Raw genomic sequence first — 25900 nt, 5'->3', positions numbered from 1 at the left:
ATTCGATAAGGTTTCACTGTAGTTATCTACAAGAAATTGCACTATCTCCTCAATAGTTGGATGATTAAAAAATTCAATGGGCATTATATCTAAACCATAAAAATTGTTAATTGACTGTGCAAATTTTGTCAATAATATAGAGTCAAAACCATATTCTGCTAATCGTTCACTTTTATCAATATCAGTAGGTTTTAATGTTAATATTTCAGCTGTTATATTGATGATTTCTTGTGTAATTTGATCAGTAAGAGCAGAAATATTCTGAGTTGTTTTTTCTTTTCTGCCCTCGTCCTTATAATGCTTAATTATTTTATTTTCCTCTCCATACAACACCATTACCTGTGTGCTATCATGGCGAAGTATTTCTTCAAAAGCGATTAATCCTTTATCGGCTGGCAGAGATTTTATTCCTAGGATTTCTTCTGTCCATTGCTCACTTTTTACATTATATAAGCCAATATCTTTCCATACTGGCCAGTTAATACTAATTGTTTTTCCTTTTCTTCTTCCTTCAAGAACATTTTTATTACGCTGATTTGCAAAACTGCTCAAAAAAGCATTGGCTAATGCATAGTCTGATAAGTTTAGAGATACAGCACCTTCTAAAGCACCAGATATTGATGAGAAATAAATAACGAAGTCTAAAGAATCATCTTTTGTGAATTCATCAAGGTATTGAGTTCCTTTTATTTTAGGCAATAATACTTCTGAAGATTCTATAGATTTTAAAAATTGATTCGTATTTTCTCTAGACGTAACAGCTCCGGCGGCATGTATAATTCCATTTATAGATCCAAATTCTTCCCTGATCTCGTCAATAAGTTTTTTGAGTTTCTTTTCATCTGTTATATCGCATAAATTATATTTTGCTCCTTGAATGTTTGCTATTTCAGCTTCTTTTTCTTCTGATAAAACACTTCTTCCAACAAGTATTATCTTGCATTTTTTTGCTTTTGAACTTAAGTATTGTGCAAATATTTTGCCTAATCCACCGGCTCCGCCAGTAATTATATACACTCCATCATCTTTTATTTTAAAAGATTCATTAACTATCTGGTTTGTATGAATTGGCTGTAATGTTCTGCTTTCTCTTTCATTCTCTTGATAACGAACTTCTATATCTGTTGACTGAAACTCTGATTTTATAATTTCAAACAATTCATTATCGTTCATTAAAAATGAATCTACTCCCAATAATTGGCCTTGTAATTGATGATTTCCAAGCTGAAATGTTCTAAAAATTCCAGTTGCATAACTATAATAATACCAATCCTGATTCTCATGAAGAACAGTTATTTTAGTTGATTTATCCTGTGCTGCTATAATGGATACTTCTTCAAACAATAACTTACTAAACTCCATTGGATCTTTCGTATTTATTTGTTTTACAGTAGTATTAGGAATAGACGATATTTCTTCTGTTTTTATCTGATTTTCTCCAACAATTATCACGAGGTGGTTTGAGATAGTTCTTGCTTTTTCAGATAATAAAACCTTATCCCACTTTGGTTCAAGGTAAAACAATTTATTTTTCTCATCTGCATTTTCTCTATAATCGGGCAAGGTTTCTTCATTGGATAATAAAAAATTTGAAAGATAAACAAGTATCTCACCTTCTTCATTAAGGAACGCAACATCAAAATCCTTCTCTGTATTATTTTTTGCAACATAACACCAGGATGCATCTTTTAAACTTTTATAAATATCAACTTCTTGTATATATTTTAAAGCATTTAACACAAAATCTTCCTTGTGATATAAAATATTAGCCATACAGGTTTGAAAAGCAGCATCAATTACATCAGGTGACAGAATAAAACTTTCCTCTTTTTTATTTCTTTTAATTTGTGAAATAGCTTCATTTCTTCCGTAATAAATTTTATTTATTACTTGAAAACTTTCATTGTAATATAATCCTATATCGTTCAGTTCTCCATAAAGTTCTTTTCCGTTTTTAAATCCTGTAGCTCTATTTATTATTGATTCTAAAGTAATATTTTTTCTTTCTTTAGGTACTTCACTACTTAATTTCCCCGTATTATGCAAATCTTCTTTTCCATCTTTAAGAGAGTATATTTCATATACTGTTTCTTCTTTTTCCTGGTACAAATTGATCGCTACTTCATTTGAATCTTTATTTATATAAACAGGGCTTAGCCAGTTGACATCTGTAATTTTAACAACATCTTCTATCAGAGACTGAAATCCTGCTTCTCTTGCCATTTCTAATAATGCCCCTGCCGGAATGGCATTTTTATTTTTTATTTTATAATTCTTAATAAAAAATTCTTCTCCTGAAAAATTACTAATGAATTTTTGCTCTTTTAGGCTGGAGTAATTTGTATGGAGCAAAGGATGCAATGTACTTTTTTCAGTTTTTATCTCTAATTTTTTTTCAGCAACCCAATAACTTTCTCTTATGAAAGAATAAGTTGGCAAACTTATTCTTTTTGGAAACTTAATTTCTTGATATAATAAAGTCCAGTCTATTTTTATACCGCTTACCCATAACTGACCTAAAGAATCTAACTCTTTTTCTTCTATAGAAATTTTAATATAGGCAGATCCTGCTTTTCCTTTTATGAAAAATTTTGTACCACTTTTTTTAATATTTCCCTGCAACATTTCTTTTGTATTACCATCTAGGTAATTTGAGAGTTCTAGCTTCAATTCTTCTACATTGCTTGCAATACAGACAAGGCGTTCTTCCATTGGCGTTCTTCCTACTTGCAGCGTATAGGCTATGTCATGCAATTGAACCTCTGGATTCTCTATAAGAAATTGTTTCAGATCTTTTACCTGATTTTTTAAACTTTCTGTATTTTTTGCAGATATCGGAAAAATAGCCGCTCCCAAATGTGATGGATAGGTTTCTTTAGACTTATACTCTTCTATTACAATGTGAGCATTTGTTCCACTAAAACCAAAACTACTAATAGCTGCACGTCTTGGCTTACTTTCATTATATTGCCAGTCTCTTAAAGCTTTATTGATATAGAAAGCGCTTTCTTTAATATTTAATAATTCATTTTCATTTTCAAAATTAATAGTTGGTGCTATTTTTTCATGTTTTAATTGTAATATAACTTTTGCAAGACTAGCAATCCCTGCAGCGGCAGAGGTATGTCCTATATTACTTTTTACGGAGCCTATTCCACAATAATTCTTTGTATTTGAAACTTCAAATACTTTTTTTAATGCTTCTATCTCTATAGGGTCTCCCAATTTTGTACCTGTACCATGGGTTTCGACATAGCTTATTGTTTCTGGCTTAATATTATAGCGCTCATAAATTTCCTTCATTAGCGATAACTGAGAGTTGGCATTGGGAGCAGTAATCCCGTTTGTCTTACCATCTTGGTTTATTCCGGATCCTATAATCACACCTTTGATATCATCATTATCTCTAATAGCATCTTTTAGTCTTTTTAGTACTACTACTCCAACTCCTTCTCCGGGAACAAAACCATCAGCATCGTTATCAAAGCTTTTGCATTTACCTGTTGGCGACAACATTCCTGCTGCACACATTTGCTTGTAGGTCTCTACACTCAAATAAAGAGATACTCCACCTGCAATAGCCATATCTACCTCTTTGCTTCTAAGAGCCTGACAGGCTAAATGAATGGACACCAAAGAACTGGAACATGCCGTATCTACAGCTATTGCAGGTCCTTTTAAATTTAAGAGATAAGCCACACGTGCTGCAAATATTGAATTTGAATTTCCTGTCATCATTTGTGCCTGATTCTTATCTATTCCGGATTCTTTAATGCGATGAGTGTACTCATTTATCATGATTCCTGCATATGTCCCACATTTAATCCCATTTAAATCATCCTGTTGATATCCTGCATCCTCAAACGATTTCCAGCATTCTTCCAGAAATATTCTATGCTGTGGATCCATTAGGATAGCTTCTGTTGGCGATATGTTAAAAAACAATGGATCAAATTTATCTACATCACTTAATTCTCCCATCCATTTACAATACAATTCTCCGGTTTTCTCGCCTCCTTCTTTATAATGTTCATTCAGGTCCCATCTATTTTTAGAAACCTCATCCACACAGTCAATTCCCTGAGAAATATTACTCCAAAATTCATCCAGATTTTTAGATTTTGGATAGCGTCCACTCATTCCTATAATCGCTATTTCATCATCTAAAATATACGAACTTCCAGATGATATACTCAAATCCAATAATGGTTCTTCTATTTTTTGATATTCCTTAGTTTGATTGTGTAATTCCTCAATATTTTCTATAGGATTTTTTTGACCCAAAGCAATATTACTGCTTAATTTTTTTTCTAGTATTTCCTTATATTGTAATTCTATGTAGGCTGATAATGACGCAACAGTAGGATAATTAAAAATATCTATTGGGCTCAAATCTATGTCAAATGCTTCATTAATATTTTTTACTAGTGTGGTTCCTAATATAGAATCAAAACCATAATCCATAAAAGATTTATTTATATCAAAATCTTCCTTTCTGTATTTTATAGTGCTTGCCACTATAGCTGTTATTTCTGTAATCAACTCTTCCTTATTTATTTCGTGATTTAATTTTTGAGTATATTCTTTTTTCTCATCAAAAGTTTTTAATGCAGCTGCTTCTGAAGGTAATGAGACTGATTCTTTTACCTTTTCATCTTTAAATATTTTTACCATTCCATCACTTTTTGCTACGATCATTTGTTGCGCTAATGAGGATTCCGTTTTTTTAGGAAAGAAATTAATTTGTTTAAAACCCGCCTCCTTTAAAACTTTATCCCATGATGATTTTAGTAATCCGGGGCTTCCTGTTAATCTAAGTTCTTCATCGTCATACAACCACCAACCTTCTAATAATCCAAAGGTTAAAGTAGTAAACAATTCTTTACCTGAAATTTCATTTAAAAACAACATGCCTCCTTGCTTTAATACTGCCTTTATATTGGTAAGTGTATTAAGAATGTTCTTAGTTGCATGAACTACATTAGATCCTACTACTATATCATATTCCCCTAAAGGAATTTCTTGATGAATTGGTGATTCCTCAATATTAAAGATACATGTACTTAAATACGGGGCCATTTCTTTATACTTATCCTCTGCATAAAACAAAAATCCATGAGAAATGTCTGTATATTTATATTCTATGAAATCTTTGTATTTTTCTAATTTTTTAAATAAAATTTCGCTTGTACCGCCTGTACCTGCTCCAACTTCTAATAGTTTGATTTTAGATCCAACTGGCAAAGAATTTATTCCACTGGCAACTGCAGATACGATAGAGTCTGATATTAATTCATTAAAATAATCCATTTGAGCATTACCTTTGTAAATAGGGCTTACTAAATCCAGGCTTCCACTTGGGAATAGTACATCTGTAGCTCGTATCTGACCACTTAATATGGATGAAAAACTATCTAGACATGTCTTTAGAAGAGTTACTTGGGGCAAATAATTTTCTGAAGAATTTTCTAAAAAGTTTTCAAAAGAATTGGCAATATTAAAATCTGAGTTTTCAGATTTTAAATAACGAACCTCATCTCCCTTTCTCTCCAAATAACCAGCATCTGATAATTCTGATACTATTTCTTCAAATAGGCGTTTATATAATCCTATTACACGTAATTTCTCTTGAAGATTTACTATAGAAATCCAATTTATTGCATTTGTTTCCAAACCCATATCTAACAAAACACCAAGTAATAAACGACGGCTAATGTTTTTAAATACATCAATATCCTGAACTCCTTTTGTTTCGTAGTTTCCTTCCTTAACTTCATTTAAAGAAACTGTGCTCATTGTCTTTATCACACTTATTTCACACGCAGATCTTTCTAGCGATTTAAATACTTCTTTTCCTTTCAATTTTACTGCAATAACCTGACGAGGTTCTCCACTAAGAACTTCTTCAAGTATCTGCATACCTTCATTAGAACTTATACTTTCTGCACCCATTGAGTTCATTAGGATTTTATATCGGGAATCGCTAACTACCCCTACTTCTCCCCAATATCCCCAATTTATGCTGTAACTTGGAATTCCAGTACTGGCTTCTACATACCTGGCATAACTATCTTTGTACGTACAACCTGCTGAGTAATTAGATTGTCCCATTCCGTTCCAAAAAGACTGGAACGAAGAATAAAAACAAATAAAATCTAATGGTTCTGATTTAAAAGCATTTATTAAATTATGACTCCCCTTTGATTTTGGCAGATATGAACGTTCAAATTTATCCAAACTCATCTCCGCTAATAAAGAATCTTCTAATACTATTGCACAATGAAACAATCCATTTACTGTACCATATAAGTTCTTTATTTGCGTATAAGCCTCCATTATGCTTTGATCTGAAAGAGCATCACATTGATAATAATATGGACGTTTCCCTTTTAATGATAAGATATCTTGGTCCTTCTTTATTGTGGCATCATAAGAACGGCGACCCAGCCATATTATTTGGGCATCATAATGTGTTATGAGGTAATCAGTAGTGGTACGTCCCAATCCTCCGTGTCCTCCTAATAAAACATAAACACCACCCTTTTTTAGTTTACCTAACCTATGTTCTAATTTGTAACGAACTAAATCCAGTTCATAGAAGCTTCCTGAACGCCAGCAAAATTGTTTTCCTGAAAAGGATGGGGAAAGACTAAAGATGGACTCCAATATAGCAGGTTTTAAATCCTGACGTTTCATATCAATCATACGAATATTCCATTTAGGTTCCTCCTTTAACACAGAACTTAAAAAACCGGAGATACCACTACCATAAAATGAAATTTTTTCTTCTGAATAAACTCCCAGTGTATCAATTGTTAAGGAAGTTATTTGCAATGGTTGATTTGTATATCGTTTAGACAGCTCTTTTACTACGGCAAATACTTCGCTCTCGACATTAATATAATCAGATGTCGATGATGTCGTTAGACCATGTAACAAATAAATCTTTGGCACTTCATCAAAAGAAACTAACGGAAATTCTATTGATTCTGTCACCTTATCTCCATCTTTGCTCAATATAGATTTTATATCAGATAAAACATGAGAATCTATTGGCTGTGTTCCAGTTATTAATAAATGAAATCCTTGTGATGATTTTATTTCATGTTCAGTTAATATTCTACGCCAGCTTGGAAGATAACTCATAGATGAAACGTCTAATACTTCTTTTAATGGCATACTATCCTTTTCTTTGTTGCCTGATCCAGTTAAAGCGACAAAGTCTTTTATAAAAAGTAATGATTCTCCCAATTCATTTAAAAGATAAACATCATAGCTTTTCACCTGATCTGCTGAGTTAGTTTTGGAACTAAATTCTGCATATCCAAAAAGAGATTTAGTATTCTCCAGATTTTTATAAAACTCTATGCTCCCTATATGATAAGGAAATGACAACTGGGACTGGTTTTCTTTTTTGCGATTTAAGCCAAATATAGTATGTAAAACACTATCTAAAATACCTGGTGAATATTCATATCCTAATTCTGTTGGTAATCTAAGTTCTGATAAACAATAGTTATTACCGATATGCAATTCCTTAACTCCTTGAAAACTGTTCCCTAGCGATAAGCCTGCAGATTTCAACATTTCATATAATAATGAACCTTGTAGTTTTTCTTTACTTTCTGTAAGTAAAGCTTCAATATCAAATTTCTTAACAGCCTTTATATCCCCTAAACGACTCACTGCTTGACAGTGTTGAGTTCTTTCTCCGTTAATAAAACTATAAACTTCTCCGGTTATACTATCTGATTTTTTTTGCAATTCAACAAACACCTCTGTTGCTTTGTTTACTTTTAAAGGATGAAGTAATAGTAAATTTTCTATTTTCATAACTCTTAAGCCGCTGCTTTCTGCAATTGCAGCTCGCAGTAATTCTATGTAAGCAACTCCTGGCAATATAGATTCTTCTAAAACCTTATGATCTGAAAGAAACCCCTCGCTGCCAGTATATAAACTAACGTATTTTTGATCTGAAAATCTTGAAACGTTGCGATGTAGAAGAGGGTGAAGTTGTTTCTCATTTGAATTAATATTTATTGTTGCCGCGGGCTCAATAGGTATCCAATAAGATTCTTTTACAAACGGATAGGTAGGCAGACTGACTTTTACAGGAATATTTTCATACAATCCTTTCCAATCGATCTGCACTCCTTCTAATACCCATTGTTGGGCCAAATGGTCGTAATGTTCTTTCGAAGATTTTTTAAAAGACTTTACTTCAATAGCATCTTTGACAGCTTTTAGCTCATCAGTGTTTTCAAAAAAACCTGTAACCTCTCCAATTAAATAAGAGGATAGCTTATCTTTTAAGTCTGCCATATCCGAAACTACCGTTGCAAGTCTGTAAGGCATTGCTTCTCGTCCAGTTTGTAATGTATATGCAACTGCTGTAATATTTAAATCTTCTTTTTCAAGTTCTCTGTACAAATTAGAGACCTGCATCCTTAACTGAGACCTGCTCTTAGAGGATAAAACAATTATAACAAAAGGTACTGTGAAAAGACTTTTATCTTTTATAAATTCTTCTAAAATGATGTGAGCATTACTGCCGCCAGCTCCAAAACTACTTATTGCAGTTAATCTAGGCTTATCATTAGTTGTTTGCCAGTGCTCTAACTTTTGTTGTACTTTAAAAGGTGTTTTTTCAAAAACTATATTAGGATTTATAACTGAAGAATGCAGTGACGGAACAAGTTGTTTATATTTTAATTGTAAAAGCAGTTTCGTTACCCCAGCAATACCTGCAGCAGATTCACAATGTCCGATATTAGACTTTACTGAGCCTATGCTACAATATTGTTTTTCCTCAACCTGAAAAGCGGTATTTAGTCCCAATATCTCTATTGGATCTCCTAAAGACGTCCCGGTCCCATGTGCTTCTATATAACTAAAGTTTTCTGGCTTTACTCCGGCTTTATTAATAGCTTTCTCTATTACGATTGACTGTGCTTTAGGATTTGGGACTGTATAGCCATTTGTTTTTCCTCCATGGTTTATCGCGCTTCCTTTTATGACAGCATAAATCTGATCTCCGTCTTTTTTAGCTTCTTCCAATGATTTTAATAAAATAGCCCCTACTCCTTCTCCTGGCACATAGCCATCACCACCTACACCAAAGCTTTTACATTTTCCTTCACTAGACATAAATCGCGCCTGACTCAGCATAAAATATTTATTAGGATGAGCAATAATATTGACTCCACCTGCTATAGCTAGATTACAACTGTTATTTTGAATACTTTCACAAGCTAAATGTATAGCTGTTAACGATGAAGAGCACATCGTATCGATTCCTATACTTGGACCGCTAAAATTATAAAAATAGGATATCCTGTTGGCAATGCTGCTCGAATTACTAGTTGGGGTAATAAAATTACCCTTCAGCCTTTCTTCTATTCCAAGCAGTTGATAATCCTGATTCATTACTCCCACATACACTCCCACAGTATTTTCAGTCTCTTCTGTAGTAGAATTTACTCTAATGGGTTTATTGATTGACGATCTTGTATAACCGGAATCTTCTATAACTTCCCAGACAACCTGCATAAATAATCTTTCCTGAGGATCCATCATCTCTGCTTCAAATGGAGATATATTAAAAAAATCAGCATCAAATTTGTCTATGTTTTCAATAAAACCTCCCCACTTACTGTAACTTTTTCCTTTTTTACCTTTCTCTCTGTCATAAAAATTTTCTAAATCCCATCTCTCCTCAGGAATTTCTGACACAAGGTCATTTCCATCCTGAAGATTTTTCCAAAATTCTGCTATATTTCGTGAACCCGGATAAATTCCGCTTAATCCAATAATTGCAATATCTTTTTGCTGTGGCGCTTCTTGTGTATAAAACCTTTTCTTTTTAGCATGATGTTTAGAGTTATAGTTATGTACCGGTAACTCCAAATCATTAGATGTTTGGTTTACTTTTTCATCTGTATGAAATAATGCTGCTTCATACTCTCTTTCAAAATAATTTACTAATTCACCTAATGTCTTATACTCGAAAAATAAAGTAGAAGGAATTTCTCCAAAAATCTCACCTAAATTATTGTTAATGTTACTGATGGCTATAGAATCTATTCCATATTCATCAAGAGCAACATCCAATTCTAATTTTTCCTGATCTATTTTTAATTCTTTTGCCAAGTGTTTTTTTAAAAAACGAGTTACATTTTCCCGAGATTCTTTATTACTGACTTGTGCAACGTGAACTGATTTTCCGGAAACAGTCATTCCATTTAAACTGCCAATAAATTTTTCCGAAATTCCTTTTTTCTTTCCATAAATAACAATTCCATGATTCAGTTTGCTATTTAAAAGTTTATGAAAAGATTCCAGTCCTTCAGATTGAGGTAATGGAATTAATCCCCATTTTTTTTCTAAATGCACTAAAACTTCATTTGTTATTTGCATACCTCCATCTTTCCATAATGGCCAGTTTATACTTAGTGTCTTTCCCTTTCTTAATCCATTATCTCTTTGGTTATTTCTAAATTCTGCATAATTATTTAGATAAGCATTTGCTGAAGCATAATCTGCCTGTCCAATATTACCTGTAACGCCGGATACTGAAGAAAAAAATATTAAAAAGTCTAAAGGCAAATGCTTAGTGGCTTCGTCTAAATTTTTTGTTCCTTCAATTTTTGGCAAAAAAACCTGATGAATTTCTTGCGATGTCTTTTTTAGAATAAAACTATCTCTAATCACACCAGCACTATGAATTATTCCATCAAGTTTCTGATGTTTATTTTCAATTTTGGCTATAAGTTGTTCGAGCGCTTTTTTATCACTAATGTCACATTGATAGTAATTACAATTTTGCAGCTTTAATAATTCATGCTCCTGCTCGCTTCTTCCAGTCAAAATTACTTGAGCTCCGATATCTTCAGATAAATATTTTGCAAAAACAATCCCAAGTCCTCCTAAACCTCCGGTTATTAAATATACTCCGTCTTTTTTTATTTTTACATTCTCTTCTCTTTCCGTTTTCTCATCCTCTTCATTATAATCTTCTACTTTTTTAACTTGTCTTTGTCCATTTATATACCTAACTTCAGCATCACTCAAGCTAGCTTCGCACTCTAATATTCTAGACAATTCTTCACTTTGATTAACAGATAAGTCATCAACACCAATTGTTCGTCCGGTAATTTTTAATGTTTCCTGACTAACAGTCTTTAACAGTCCCGATACGAAACTTTTTTCGAGATAGTCTTGATTTTCATATACGATCGTGATATCGCAAGGTGTTTTTTCTGCTATTTTTTCCTGCACCTTTTCAAAGACAGCGATAAAAAATTCTTCTTCCGAATTTGAAATAATACTTTCTACTTCAATTACAAGGTCTTCTCTGAGTTTATCTGCAAGATTTGCCGAAGCGCCGGCTAAAAGAATCAGTTGTGAATTTGTTCCGCTTACAGTCTCAGCTTCTTTTTTAAGTGCATCTTTCCATACATTTTTAAAAAGAGACATTCCTTCTTTTTCATTTTCAATTGCTAAACCTGATGCTGTTTTTTTGAATTGACGCAGCACTTCAAAGTCTTTTATGCTTATTAATATATCACCGGTGTCACTTAGCAGATCAATATTATATTTTTTTGATTCTGGTTTATTGCTTTCATCACTTAAATAGGTATGACACCAGACAATTTCTGAAAGTTCTTTGTAAAAACTAATTTCACCAATTTTGAAAGGAAGGGCAATTTCCTGATCTTTTTTATTAATTCCAAGTACTGCACAGGTTTGCAAAGCACTATCTAACATTCCTAAATTAAATAAATATTCTTTTTGCTTAGGCAGAGAAATTTTTGATAATACTTCTGACTCGTTATAAGAAAGAGATTCTATACCTTGAAAACTCATTCCATAACTAAATCCTAATTCTTCAAACAGCTTGTAATAAGCCTTTTTATCTAAAGATTCAATTAAATTTTGCTTAATATCATCAAGATTTTTTTTATCAGGAGACATTAGTTCATGAGTATGTAATTTTCCGTGACCATGAACTATCTGATTTTCATCTTCCGAATAAATTTCATAACCAAATTCTTCTCTTTCATGACTGATTTCAATACTTATCTTACTTTCAATATTTTTGCTTTTTATAGGATGCAACCAAGTTATGTCCGTGATTTGTGATACTTTTTTATCCAAAGACAGGTTACCTGCGATTCTTGCTAATTCAACATAGGCAACTCCGGGCAAAATTTTCTCGCCTTTTATTTTATGGTCTTCAAAAAATGGTTCCGTTCCGTTAAAAACGCTTGTAAATTTTTGTTCTTGAAGATTTGAAGTATTTTGATGTATTAATGCATGCAGTTTACCAGAATTAGACTTTATAGACGTCGAAATCCAGTACTTTTCTTTAGCAAAAGGATAGGTAGGCAGGCTTACAACTACTGGTGTTTCATTTCCATAAAGTTCTTTCCAGTTATTATGCAGTCCCCTAATCCATAATTTAGCAATTTCTTCAATATTTTTGTCCGCAAAAACACTTCCAACATAAATATCTTCCGAATCATTATTCAATTCAAAATTTATTGTCTTATTTTTTACATTCCCTTCGAAACAGTTCTCTGTTATTTCATTTAAGTAATCATCAAGATATGCAAGAAGTTCTTTTTTGTTCTCTGCCACAATTGCCAATCGTTGCTCCATCGCTTTTCGACCAATCTGAAGCGTATAAGCAATATCGTAGAGATTTTGATCCGACACAGACTCTAAATGCTCTTTTAAGTTCAAAACCTGTTCTCTTAATCTGTTTTTATTTTTGGCTGATAAAACAATAATTGCCGGAAAATTTGCAGTGTAAATCTTTCGTGATTTTGGAATATACTCTTCTAAAATAATATGAGAATTACTTCCGCCAGCCCCAAAGCTGCTTACACCAGCTAATCTAGGCTGATCATTGACTGCCTTCCATTCTTCCAATTCTTGTTGTACTCTGAATGCACTATTCTTAAAATCAATATGAGGATTAAGTGTAGTTGAATTAATGGACGGAACTAATTGCTTATGTTTTAATTGTAATATTACTTTTGTCACTCCAGAAATTCCTGCTGCAGATTCGCAATGACCAATATTGGACTTAACAGATCCTATCCTGCAGTATTGCTTATTTTCTAAATTAAAGATCTTTGCTAAACCAGCTATTTCAATAGGATCTCCTAAACTAGTTCCTGTCCCGTGAGCTTCAATATAACTAAAGTTTTTGATATCAACCTTTGCCTTAGCAATTGCCTCTTTTATAACTAATGCCTGAGCTTTTGGATTAGGGACAGTAAAACCGCTGCTTTTGCCGTCATGGTTTATTGCAGTTCCTTTGATCAAAGCATAAATCTGATCTCCGTCTTTTATTGCTTTGCTCAAAGATTTTAATAATACCACACCTACACCTTCACCAGGAACATATCCATCACCACCTTTTCCAAAACTTTCGCATTTTCCTTTTGAGGATAAAAACATAGAATTAGAAAGCCAGTTATACTTACTAGGATGTGATGTCAAATTTACACCACCGGCTAGTGCTACAGTACACTCTCCTTTTTTTATGCTGTCACAAGCCAAATGAAGTGCAGTTAAAGATGATGAACATTGTGTATCTATTCCTAGACTTGGGCCATGAAAACCAAAGGAGGATGAAACTGTATTGGCAACAAGAGATACAAAACTGCTTGGGTAAACTGGATCAATCCTTTGCTCTGATCGATATAATTGATAATCTGTCCAAAAAACCCCTGCAAAAACTCCTACTTTTTCTTTTTTTGACAATTCTTCAGGCGTGTAGCCTCCATCTTCAAGAGTCTTCCAGCTTTCTTCTAAAAATAGTCGGACCTGAGGATCCATATTTTCTGCCTCTTTTGGTGATATGTGAAAAAATAAAGGGTCAAACGTATCTATCTGATCCAAGAATCCCCCCCAGTTATAAACCTTCTTTTCATTATCGTCTGTATCCCATCTGTCTGTTGGAATTTCTGTAATACAATTTTTTCCTTCTTTCAGATTCTCCCAAAATTCTGAAATATTTTTCGCCATTGGGTATCTGCCACTAATTCCAATAATGGCTATTGGTTCATCTGCCACTGTGGAATCTCCAACTAAATCATTTGTGAAAAAAACCTCATCCTTGGCAGCTTCTTCTTCTATTATGAATTCTTTGCTTTCAAAATCAGCGAAATGTTCTTTTTCATTAAGCAATAAATATTCGCCTAGTTCAGCTATTGTCTGATATTCAAATAAAAGTGTAGGATAAAAATCATGCTGACATTTTGATTCCAGTTCACGAACAAGTGCCATCGTAGAGTTAGAATCAAGTCCTAGATCATAAAATCCTATATTTTCACCTATTTCTATAGGATCTGCATCTAGTTTTTCGGCTATTTTTTCCTTTAGAAAATCTTTTATTTTATCTTCAATAGTCTTGGCTTGTTTTTTTTGTGGTTGTAAAACATTTGTTGTTTTATATTGTAATTCCGGACTTTTAGTTTCAGATAATAAATCAGGTTTTTCCAATAGTTTTTTAATAGATTCTGGGTCACGGATTCTTTTACTTGCTATCTTTTCAAAACTAGCTAGAAACTTACCTTCTCTGTTGAAAAGCATAATATCATTATGAATAATCTCTGGTAGTTTGTCAGAAGTTACAGGTTGTCTCTTACTGTATACATAAACAGTAGATGGAAAAGGAAGTACTTTCTCAAATTTCTGTATTGAAAATGGAATATAAGGGACACCGTTTGTTATTGAATCATCACGATCGTCTAACTTAAATGAGCTGCCAGCAAATGTAGCTCCATCAAGAAAAGCGGGATGAGCTGTCATTTTTTCACGGTACTCTTCAGCCAGCTCACTTAAATGAAGTTCCATAAGTTCTTCATCTCCTCGCTGGTATATTTTTCCGTGTGTCTGCATAAATTCGCCATGGCAAATTGCTATTGTTTTGGCTTCCTGATATACGGTTGCCATTTCATAGTCTTTTTCACTATTTATTATAAAATTTTCCACGTCAAATGTGATCTCCGAACTTAACTTTTCAACACTGTCAATTCGACAATTCATGTGCCTTATCCATTCTCCAAATGTTTGTCCGTTATGATCTATCTTCTGAGATCGTATAACAACCTCATATTCTGACTGGTTACCTGTACTGTATGTTATTTCCAGCCTACGGTCGTAATCTTCTGTTGTAGACAATGGTTCTACAAATAAAATCCTGCTGAGACTAAAATCTTTATTAAACAACTTTTTAGATGATCTTAATACTAAATCCAGATAGGTTACTCCTGGAATGATCCTTACATCATATACTTTATGGTCTCTAAGTATATAATTATCGTGTAAAAAATCTATGGTTATAATCTTATTATTCATGTTCTTTTATTTCAAAATTCAAAAAGTTGTCAAATACTTTGTTATTCTTTTTTGGAGACTGTTCGTCTTGGCAAACAATATCTTCCTGAGGCCAATATCTAGAACGCTTAAAAACAATTTCAGGCTGTTTGAAAGGTAATTCTACCTTATTACGTTCTGGAATACCTTCATCGCTTATTAATACAAAAGCATTATTTCCTCCCAGACCAAATGCACTTATTCCTGCTCTTCTGACTCCATCAACTCCTTCCCATTCTTTTAATTCTGTTACCGGATATATTGGAGAGCTGTCAAAATTGAATCTAATATTCGGAGTTTCACAATGAAGTGTTGGTGGAATTTTCCCAGCTGAAACGGCAAGCAAGGTTTTAATCACACCTGCTATTCCTGCTGCACTTAAAAGATGTCCTATATTACTTTTTACACTTCCAATTCCACAAATAGCATTTTCATTAGTGTGTTTTCGTAATACACGTGTTACTCCCGTTAACTCAATTGGATCACCAATAAGAGTTCCTGTACCATGCGATTCTATATAACTTATAGTAGCTGTAGAAATTCCTGCATTTGCAATCCCTTTCTCAATTAGTTCTTCTTGTGCAGCAGGATTAGGTGTTGTTACTCCCATAGTCCTACCGTCATTATTGACTGCTGTACCTTCAATGACTCCATAAATTTTATCTCCTGCAGCTATTGCATCATCAAGGCGTTTCAGCATGATTACTCCACATCCCTCGCCTAAACCGGTCCCATCTGCTGTCTGATCAAATGTTTTACTTCTTCCGCTTGGCGATAAAATACTCAGTCGGGAAAGTGAAATAAAGATTTCTTCATCTAAAATAATATCTACCCCACCCGCCAAAGCCATATCTGTTTCTCCAAGCCTTAAATCTTTAACTGCCAAATCAATTGCAGTTAAAGAACTGCTGCAAGCAGTATCAACCACTAGATTGGGTCCTTTTAAATTATAGATATGAGACAAATGTGCTGTTATAAAGTTTTGTCCTGTTCCGATAATGAAATCTCGACATGGCTCCTTTATTTTATTTCTAAAAGTGCTTAATCTGCTTCCTGCATAAACACCTACTGCTTTTCCTGACAAATCTTCTTTGAGATAACCCGCATCAGCAATTGCTTCGGTACATACTTCAAGCCATTGCCTTTGAAGAGGATCAATCTGACTTGCCAGCTCTTCTTTTATTCCAAAATATTTTGGATCAAATTTTTCTATATCTTTAATAAATCCTCCCCATTTACTAATACTCTTTCCCGGTTCATCCTTTTGAGAACTATAAAACTTACTAGTATTCCATCTACTTTCAGGAACTTCACTAATAGCATCTATTCCATTTTTTAAATTATCCCAAAACTGTTTTATATCTGCTGCTTCCGGAAAATGACAAGCCATACCTACAACGGCTATCGGCATATTTTTTTTGTACTCTTTCTCTTTATTTTCTTTAAGGCTTACTGTACTTATGCTTTTCGAAAGTGATTTATCATTATCATTAATCAATTGGCCAGCATTAATTACAGTCAATGCAGTAGGAAAATTCATCTCTATATAATTCCCTAACATAGCTATTGTTGGGTTTTCAAGCAGTACAGTGGGATCTATATTTACCCCAGGAAGTTCTTTTTCCAATGCCTTTATTAATTGTACTAATATTACCGAATCTACTCCAAAGTCCTGAAAGGGCAGATTAATATCCAATACTTCGATTGGAAACTTCAGTTCCTTTGCTACTAATGCTCTCACCCAATCTGAAGTATTCTTTTCGACTACTATATTTTTTTTCTCTGTCATCTTTTTCTTTTTGATTTCAAATAACTGATTTAACTCAAAATGAGGGTTAGTAAAAGCAATGGGAGCTATAACCGCCGGTAATTGATCAGCCATTATTACTTTATCAAGAATTTCTAATCCTTGTTTTACAGTAATTGAAGCTAATCCAATTTGATCATAAATACTGCCTTTAATTTTCTTCATCCCAGCATTCTCCCAATTGGGCCATTGAATGCTTGTATATAATTTCCCTTTTTGTTTTTGGAATTTTGCGAAATAATTTAAATAGCTATTTGCCATTACATAATCGCTTTGACCAGTTCCCAATAGCGGAAAAGTAGAAATAGATGAAAACAGAATTGCAAAATCTAATTGATTATGATTTAAAAGCTTGTCCAGCTCGTTTATTAATTTTATTTTCGAATTTAATACCGATTCTATGGTACATAACTCCTTATTTACAAATGCAGGACTATCTGTATCTATAGTCCCAGCACAATGCAAAAGCCCTCTTATCTTTCCCCAATCAGATTCAATTCGGGATAAGACAGTTCCAAGATCTCCTTGTTTTAGCGTTTCTGCAGCAATGAACTTTATTTGACACCCTTTATCTTCCAATTCCAAAATGGCTTTAATTTTATTGGCAGTGTTACTATGCTCATTTTTATATTCATTCCATTTATTCTTTGCAGGCATTTCTTTTCTTCCCAGCAGAATAATTTTTTTGAAACCATGTTTGAATGCGAGATGCTGTGCACATTCTATTCCTAATGCCCCTGTTCCTCCTGTAATGAGGATAGGATTTTCTATGGATAATTTCTTGTTGATTGCTTTGTATTGCAATTTTTCCAAAAACGGAAAATACCAGTTGCTTTGCTTATATTTAACCTTCGTAAAACCTGATGCACTATAATAAGCCTCGGTTATAACCTGAGCTGCAGTTACAGGATTTGTTTGGTCTAATTCAAGAGAAAGACTATTTACCCTTGAATATTCTGCCTGCAACATTTGAAATAAGCCAAAATGCTGTGCAAAATCAACATTCATCTCTTCTGAATTACTTACGATCATCAATGTCAAAGGAAAAGTTTTACTTCCTTTCATAATCGTTTGTAACAACAATAACCAGTCGAATGTTCCTTCGCTATGATGTTCTAACGGACTTAAATCAATAAATCCGCTAACATTTTCCATTTCAATAGTCGCATCTGTTGCTGATATTATTCTTGAATTTTCTAAATTTTGTTGTAGAACTTGAAGCAATGCAGGATTTGATCCATTAGTAACAATAAGTATTATTCCTTCTGATTTCTCACCAGCTTCTAATAATCCTTTCTTCCACTTTTCTTCAAATAAGCATACTTCATCTCTTGAGGCAGCAGTCACTGGTATTGATTCCAAGTTTTGGATTCCGATTTGTTCGTCAGGTCTCCAGTATCTTTGTCTTTCGAATGAGTAGGTTGGCAAACTTATTTTCTTAGGAACATTTTCTTGATAAAGCAATTCCCAATCTATCGTAATACCTTCTATCCAATAATTCATTAGAGTATTTAGATTCTTGTCTTTATAGATTTCACTTATTACGTTTTCTAAAAGGATCTGATTTAATTTTTGATTTTTAGAATTACTCGTCCCTATCAGATATTTGTATCTATTCTCATTTTCTATAAAGTCGGACAAATGTTGTATTAGTTCTTCTTTGGTCTCTACTATAAAAGCCAGCTTATGATGCATAGTTTCTCGGCCTGACTGGAGCGTATATGCCATTTCTGCCAAATTTGTAAACGATGATTCCGATGCATATTTTTTTAGATTTTGCGCCTGGTTTCTTAAACTATTATCTGTTTTTGCAGAAAGTAAGATCAGAACGGGACCTAAATATTGATTTTGTACAGGTCGTATGTACTCTTCAAGTATAATATGTGCATTTGTACCACTAAATCCGAAACTGCTAACTGCTGCTCTTCTTTTAATATTTCTTTCAGTCTCCCATTTTTCAAGCTTATTCTGAAGTCTAAATGGACTATTTTCAAAATCAATCAATGAATTTGCTTTTTCAAAATTAAGTGAAGGAGGCAGTTGCTGCTTTTCAAAAGAAAGCAGAACTTTAATAATCCCTGCCACACCGGCTGCCATAAGAGTGTGCCCAATATTAGTTTTGACACTTCCAATAGAACAATTTTGTTTTGGGCATGAAAAGGCATTAAACGATTTGGTTAAGGCTTCAAATTCAATTGGATCACCTAAAGGAGTTCCGGTACCATGCGTTTCTATATAACTTATTGTTTTGGGATCAATATTAAACTTAGTGTAGGCCTCTTTTTCTAAGTTTTCCTGCGATAAAATACTTGGTGCTAATATGCCATTTGAGGTTCCGTCTTGATTTATCATTGTACCTTTAATTACACCATGAATTACATCTCCATCTTTTTCTGCATCTGCCAACCTTTTCAGTACTAAGACTCCAACTCCTTCACCTGGTACAAAACCATTTGCACGTTGGTCAAAGGCATAGGTTTTTCCGTCGGCGGAAAGCATTCCTGCTTTGCTGGAAAGTTTATAGAAATTAGGTGAATTCATGATTGTAATTCCTCCTGTAATAACAATATCATTCTCCTGACTTATTAAACTCTTACATCCTAAATCAAGAGCTACTAATGAGCTGGAGCAAGCCGTGTCGATTGACAATGCAGGTCCCTTTAAATTCAATAGATAAGAAATTCTTGATGGAAGTATTGCAGAGGAATTACCCCAAAATGCAGATGCAGGCTTATTTTCTGCAGTAGCAAGATAATCTCCAGTACTTACTCCAGCATACACACCACATTTCTTATTTGAAAGTGTTTTAGGATTTATGCCCGCATCTTCAATAGATTTCCATGCATGCTGCAGAAATAGTCTTTGTTGTGGATCCATCATCTCAGCTTCTCCTCCGGATATTCCAAAAAAAAGCGGATCAAATTTATCCACATCTTTCAAAAAGCTTCCCCATTTGCTGTACGATTTATTTGCAGCATTTTGATCAGCACTGTAATGAATATCTTTATCCCATCTTTGAGATGGAATTTCTTCAATCAGACTTCTTCCTTCACGCAATGCTTCCCAATATTCATTCAAATCATTTGCAGAACCAAATTGTCCGCTCATTCCTATAATTGCAATATCGTCTTTAACTGCTTGGGGTGAAGCCTGATAATTTTCTTCTGCTATTTTAGGAAGTTCAACAGTAGAAGATACTATTGGTTTTCTCTGTATCTTCTGCTCTATTTGAAACGAAAAATTAGACTGTATAAAATTTGCAAGCTCATTTATGTTGGGATAACTGAAAATTTCAGTCGGACTTAAAGTAATCTCCAGTTTTTTATTAATATTTTTAATCAGTGTTGCACCTAAAATAGAATCAAATCCATAGTCCATAAATTGCCTGTGAATGTCAAATGTCTCCTCGCTGTGTTTAATTGTTAAGGCAGCAATTCTAATCAATTCCTCAATCAGCCACTGGTTATCTTTACCTTTATTTTGATTTTCTCTTTCAGATTTATTACTGGAAATTATATTTTCCGAATTAGTTATTTCAATTTTACTTTTAACTAAACCGTTACTTTTTGCTATAATCATCTGTTGTGGCAATTTTTGGTTTTCAGGATACGATTTTACATCCGTAAAACCTTCTTCTTGTAAAACTTGCTTCCATAGCTTACCCGAAAGTCCAGGACTTCCCGGCAGGCGAATTTCAGAATCAGAATAAAGCCACCATCCATCCAACAATCCGAATGTTACAGTGGTAAACAATTCTGTGGTAGCCAGTTCATTTAAAAGTAAAAGTCCATTTGTTTTTAAAACCTGTTTAATATTGTTTATTGTATTATTGATATTTGCAGTAGCATGCACAACGTTTGCTCCCAAAACAATATCATAAGACCCTAATTCTAATCCTTGGTTTTCTGCTGATTCTTCAATATTAAACAATTTAGTTTCCAAATAAGGGGCCAATATTTTATACTTAGATTCTCCATAAAGCAGAAAACTTTTTGAAATATCTGTATATGTATAGATAATGTTATCTTTGTAAGGAATTAATTTATTAAAAATCAACTCACTAGTTCCGCCCGTCCCAGCTCCTACTTCCATGATTCGGATTTTTTCTCCAGGTACAAGACTTTTTGACGCATTAGAAACAAGCTGAACTACTGTTTCTGCTATGAGTTCATTCATGAAATCAGCTTGTTTATTCCCTTTGTAAATTCCATTTACATTTTCCATACTTCCTTCAGGAAATAATAATTCTGTGGCCTTTATATTACCCCTTAAAACAGCTGAAAGATTATGCAGACAAAGCTTCAATAAAGCACTGTGTGCTTCATAATCTTTATTTGTTTCGACTAGATAGTGCAATGACTTTTCTAAATCAAAATGCTCTGGCAGCTGTTGAGTTTTTGCAGTTAATTCATAAAAATCACCATTGAAAGAAAAATAACCTGCTGAAATCATTGTTTGAATAAGCTCTTCAAACAAACGGGTATATTTTTTTTGAATACCTAATCTGAGCTGTAGATCCTCAAGGTTTTTGCATAAGTTAATTTCATGAGACAAGTCCATTTTCAATAAACATTGTACGAGTCCTTTTTCACAAATATCCTGAAAGAATTCCTCTCCTTCATGATGCCTTTCGTATGAAATTGTTGTTAGTGTTTCTAAACAGACTATACTAGGTGATGCCTTTTTAGTAATATGGTATTGTTCTGATTCGAACAAATTTTTGACCAATGACTTCGCTTTTACAGACAAGTTTATGGCAACAACCTGACGGATTTCGTTCGATAATACTGCCTCTAATATGGCCATTCCGTCTCTATTGGAAATGCTGCCAATGCCCATTCCATTCATGCGCTTTGCATATGTACCGCCACTCACGATGCCAGTTTCCCCCCAATACCCCCAGTTAATGGTATAAGAAGGAATATCTAAAATTGATTCTGTCTCACGTGCATAACTGTCCTTGAAAGTACATCCCGCAGAATAATTGGATTGTCCAGCAGCATTCCATTGCGATTGGATCGAAGAATAAAAACAAATAAAATCTAGCGGCTCTTGACTAAATGAATTTACAAGATTTTTACTAGCTAATGATTTCGGAAGATATGAATAATCAAAATCGACTGCATTCATATTTTCAAAACGCATGTCGTTTAGTACAATTGCAGAATGGAACAAACCATTTACCTTACCATAATTCATCTTTATTTCTGCAAAAGCTTTTGATACTGCATTAGAATCAAGCGCATCACATTGCAAATAAAGAGGGCGGGGTCCAAATTCAGCTATTTTATCCTGTATCTTTTGTATTTCTTTATTTAATTCTCTTCTACCTAACCAAATTACCTGTGCCTGATATTCTGTTGCCAGATATTCTGTTGTAACGGCTCCTATACCTCCTGCCCCTCCAAGAATCACATAAATGCCCCCCTTCTTTAATTTGCTTTTTGTCAAAGTAAGTTTTACTGGATTCAGCACCTGCTTGAAAAAAAAACCATCTCGATAAACATGTAACACACCAGTTTCCTGATAAGATATCTTTTGCTGTTCTTTTATAAAAGCAGAATTCCAATCTGTTGCTCCTAAATCTATAATTTTGATGCTCCAATCAAGATATTCTTTGGCAATCGACCCCGCTAAACCAATAATTCCGCTACCTGAAGAATTAACTTGTTCTCTACTATAAACAGCCTGTGTATTTTTTGTAAAAAAACAAAGATTCATTTTTTTATCTTTAGCGGTATCTGATACTTTCTTCAAGCTGTCAAATAATTTTTTTTCTAAGGTAAATTGTTTATCCTCCTGCTCTTTTACAAGGCCATGAACAAAATAAATAGTATCAATATCCTCTTCTTCTGAAGTAATTTCCTCCGCTATTTTTATGCTGACTCCCTGATCTTTAAATTGTTCAATCAATGGTTTTAATAAAAGTACATCCTGATTTCCTGATCCTGTCAAAATCAACACTTTAGTCTCCTTTTCTTCTGAAAATTCATTTGGGGCCATACGCTTCCATACTGGAAGATATGTATTTTCTGTATTTGATATTACTGGTGCCTCCTCTTTTAATGGAATTGCCATAAATTCTTTGAACTGCAATAGTACTTCACCATTGCTATTAAATAAATCAACATCATAGGAAGCGACGTGACTCGTTGCATTCTGACTTTCTTTAGCCATTGCCCAAAGTTCCATATCGCCAGTTATCACAGAATGAAATATAACTTCTTTTACATGATAAGGAAAAGCAAGTGAATAATTTTGTCCAGGTAAAATAACCAAACCATAAATCGTATGTAATGCACTGTCAAGAATACCCGGGTTATAATAAAACCCACTCTTTTGCTCGTTTTTTATTTTTGCAAGTGCCACGTTATCCCTGACATAAATTTCTTTTACAAGTTGAAAAGAATTTCCTAAATTCAATCCTGCATTGGAGAAATCATTATAAAGTTCTTTAGCGGTAATGATCCTTGAAGCATTTGATATAAAGTCATTTAAATTAAGCTCATTTTTTACAGTCGAATAACAAGTAATATTAATTCCAGCTTCACAATGAATCAGATGAGTTTCAGAAATATTACTTTTTATTTCCGCTTTCAATTCATTAGAATTCTGGGATATTTTAATTTCTATTTCTGAATTTGTATCAACAGCGATTGGATTCATCCATGTAATATTTTTTACAGATGTAATTCTCTTTTCTACACTGATTTCCGCAGCGGCCCTTATTAATTCAATATAAGCTACTCCTGGAAGTATTTTAACATTCATAACAGAATGGTCAGCTAAAAAGAACTCCGATCCATTAAAAGAACTTTTAAATTTTATTTCATTCAAAGTCGATTGATTCTGATGTACCAGAGGATGAAGTTGTCCAAAATCACTTTCCTTAGTTTCTTTCTTATTAGGATGGGGCATCCAATATCTTTTTTTTGCAAACGGGTAGTTAGGCAACAGCAATCTGTTTGGACTGTCGTCTTGATACAGCAATTTCCAATTTATAGAAGCTCCAGTTTTCCATTTTTCTAATAAAAGATCCAAATTATCTTCTTGAATTAAAATATTAACCTCTGTATCACTTAAATATACTTTTCTTTCTATTGCGCTAATTGGTAAATTTTCATTTTCTGATACTGATTTTAATTTTACCTTTAATTCCTCAATATCCTTTACCTCAAACGCAGCTCTTACATCAAATGGTTCTCTTGCTATCTGAAGTGTATAAGCAATTTCATGTATGCTTATATTTGGATTCTCAAGTATGAATTTAATTAAATTTTTAGCAATAGACTGAAGTACTTTCGAACTCTTCGCTGACAAAACTATTATGGACGACTTATTGCTGGTATAATTATTTTTTGCTTTAACTTTATATTCTTCAAGTACTAGATGAGCATAGGCGCCGCCAAATCCAAAACTACTAACTCCTGCTCTTAGAGGGCTTCCATCTTCGTTTTTCCAATCCTGAGCTTCTTTATTGATGTAAAAGGGAGAATTTTGCAAATTAATGTATGGGTTCAATTCCTTAAATTGTGGCATTGCCGGTATAATCTTGTTTTTTATGGAAAATAATGCCTTTATGACTCCTACTATGCCGGCAGCACCCTCAGCATGCCCAATATGTGCCTTTGCTGAACCTATTGCACAAAAGTCTGTTTTAAGAGTATGTTTTTTGAATGCTTTTTTTAACGCGTTTATCTCTATAGGGTCACCTAATTTTGTTCCTGTTCCATGGGCTTCAATATAGCCAAGTGATTCTGGTGATATTCCGGCATCCCTCCATGTTTTTAGCAAAACATCTGTCTCTCCGTCAACGCTGGGTGCTGTGATTGATGGTGTATATCCCCCATGGTTAGTAGCACTTCCTTTGATAATACCATAAATAAAATCACCATCTTTTTCAGCTTCAGCCAACGATTTTAGCATGATGGCTGCCACGCTCTCTCCTGGAATATACCCGTCTGCCTGGCTATCAAAACTATGACATCTGCCTGTAGCTGATAATGCTCCAATACTGGAGAAATAACGATAATGTACAGAAGACAATAGTAAATTGGTACCTGCAACCAGTGCTTGATTACATTCTTTATTCTGTATGGCTTTGCATGCTGTATGAATTGCGATTAAAGAACTAGAACATGCGGTGTCAATGACAATACTGGGTCCTTTCAAATCAAAATAAAAAGATGGTCTATTGGCCAGCATTGTTGCAGCATTCCCGGTTCCATCATGTGGATTTACTTTTAGATTAATTCTATCTATCTCCTGACCATAATCATGAAAACACACTCCTACATAAAGTCCGGTATTACTTCCTTTAATAACATTAATAGCTCCGGCATCCTCAATTGTGTGATAAAGAACCTGCATTAAATAACGTAATTGTGGATCCATCATTTCAGCCTCTATCCGAGATATATTAAAGAAATCTGCATCAAACTGGTCAACATTATTAATAAAACTTCCCCATTTAGTATACAGCATGTCCTCTACTCCTTTTTCAGGATTGTACCATGGTTTGTAATCAAAGTGATCTAGTGGGATTTCTTTTATCAGGTTATCTTTGTGATAAATTTTATTCCAGAATTCCTGCGGATTATCAGCTCCTGGAAATACCCCATGTACACCTATGATGGCAATATCATTACTGATTTCCTGAGTAATTATACTGTTTTTATGTTTACCAAATTGTAATGGTTTCAT

At 33.6% G+C, this 25900-nt stretch carries 2 protein-coding genes (1 of these 2 only partly in view); both read right to left on the bottom strand.

Going from position 1 to position 25900, the window contains the following annotated elements; all coding sequences use genetic code 11:
* Nucleotides 1–15372: the 5' portion of an SDR family NAD(P)-dependent oxidoreductase gene (locus B0A68_RS03865; protein ID WP_035684577.1), read on the bottom strand. 3246 nt of this gene lie to the left of the window's left edge; only the first 15372 of its 18618 coding nucleotides appear in the window; it begins with the start codon at nt 15370–15372; its stop codon lies off the left edge, out of view.
* Nucleotides 15365–25900, bottom strand: a complete 10536-nt coding sequence (locus tag B0A68_RS03860; protein WP_035684578.1) for an SDR family NAD(P)-dependent oxidoreductase — start codon at nt 25898–25900, stop codon at nt 15365–15367. The genes B0A68_RS03865 and B0A68_RS03860 overlap by 8 nt, the downstream gene beginning before the upstream one ends.

Source organism: Flavobacterium reichenbachii (genome assembly GCF_002217435.1).
Taxonomy (GTDB): Bacteria; Bacteroidota; Bacteroidia; order Flavobacteriales; family Flavobacteriaceae; genus Flavobacterium; species Flavobacterium reichenbachii.
This window is presented reverse-complemented; position numbering and strand designations above follow the sequence as displayed.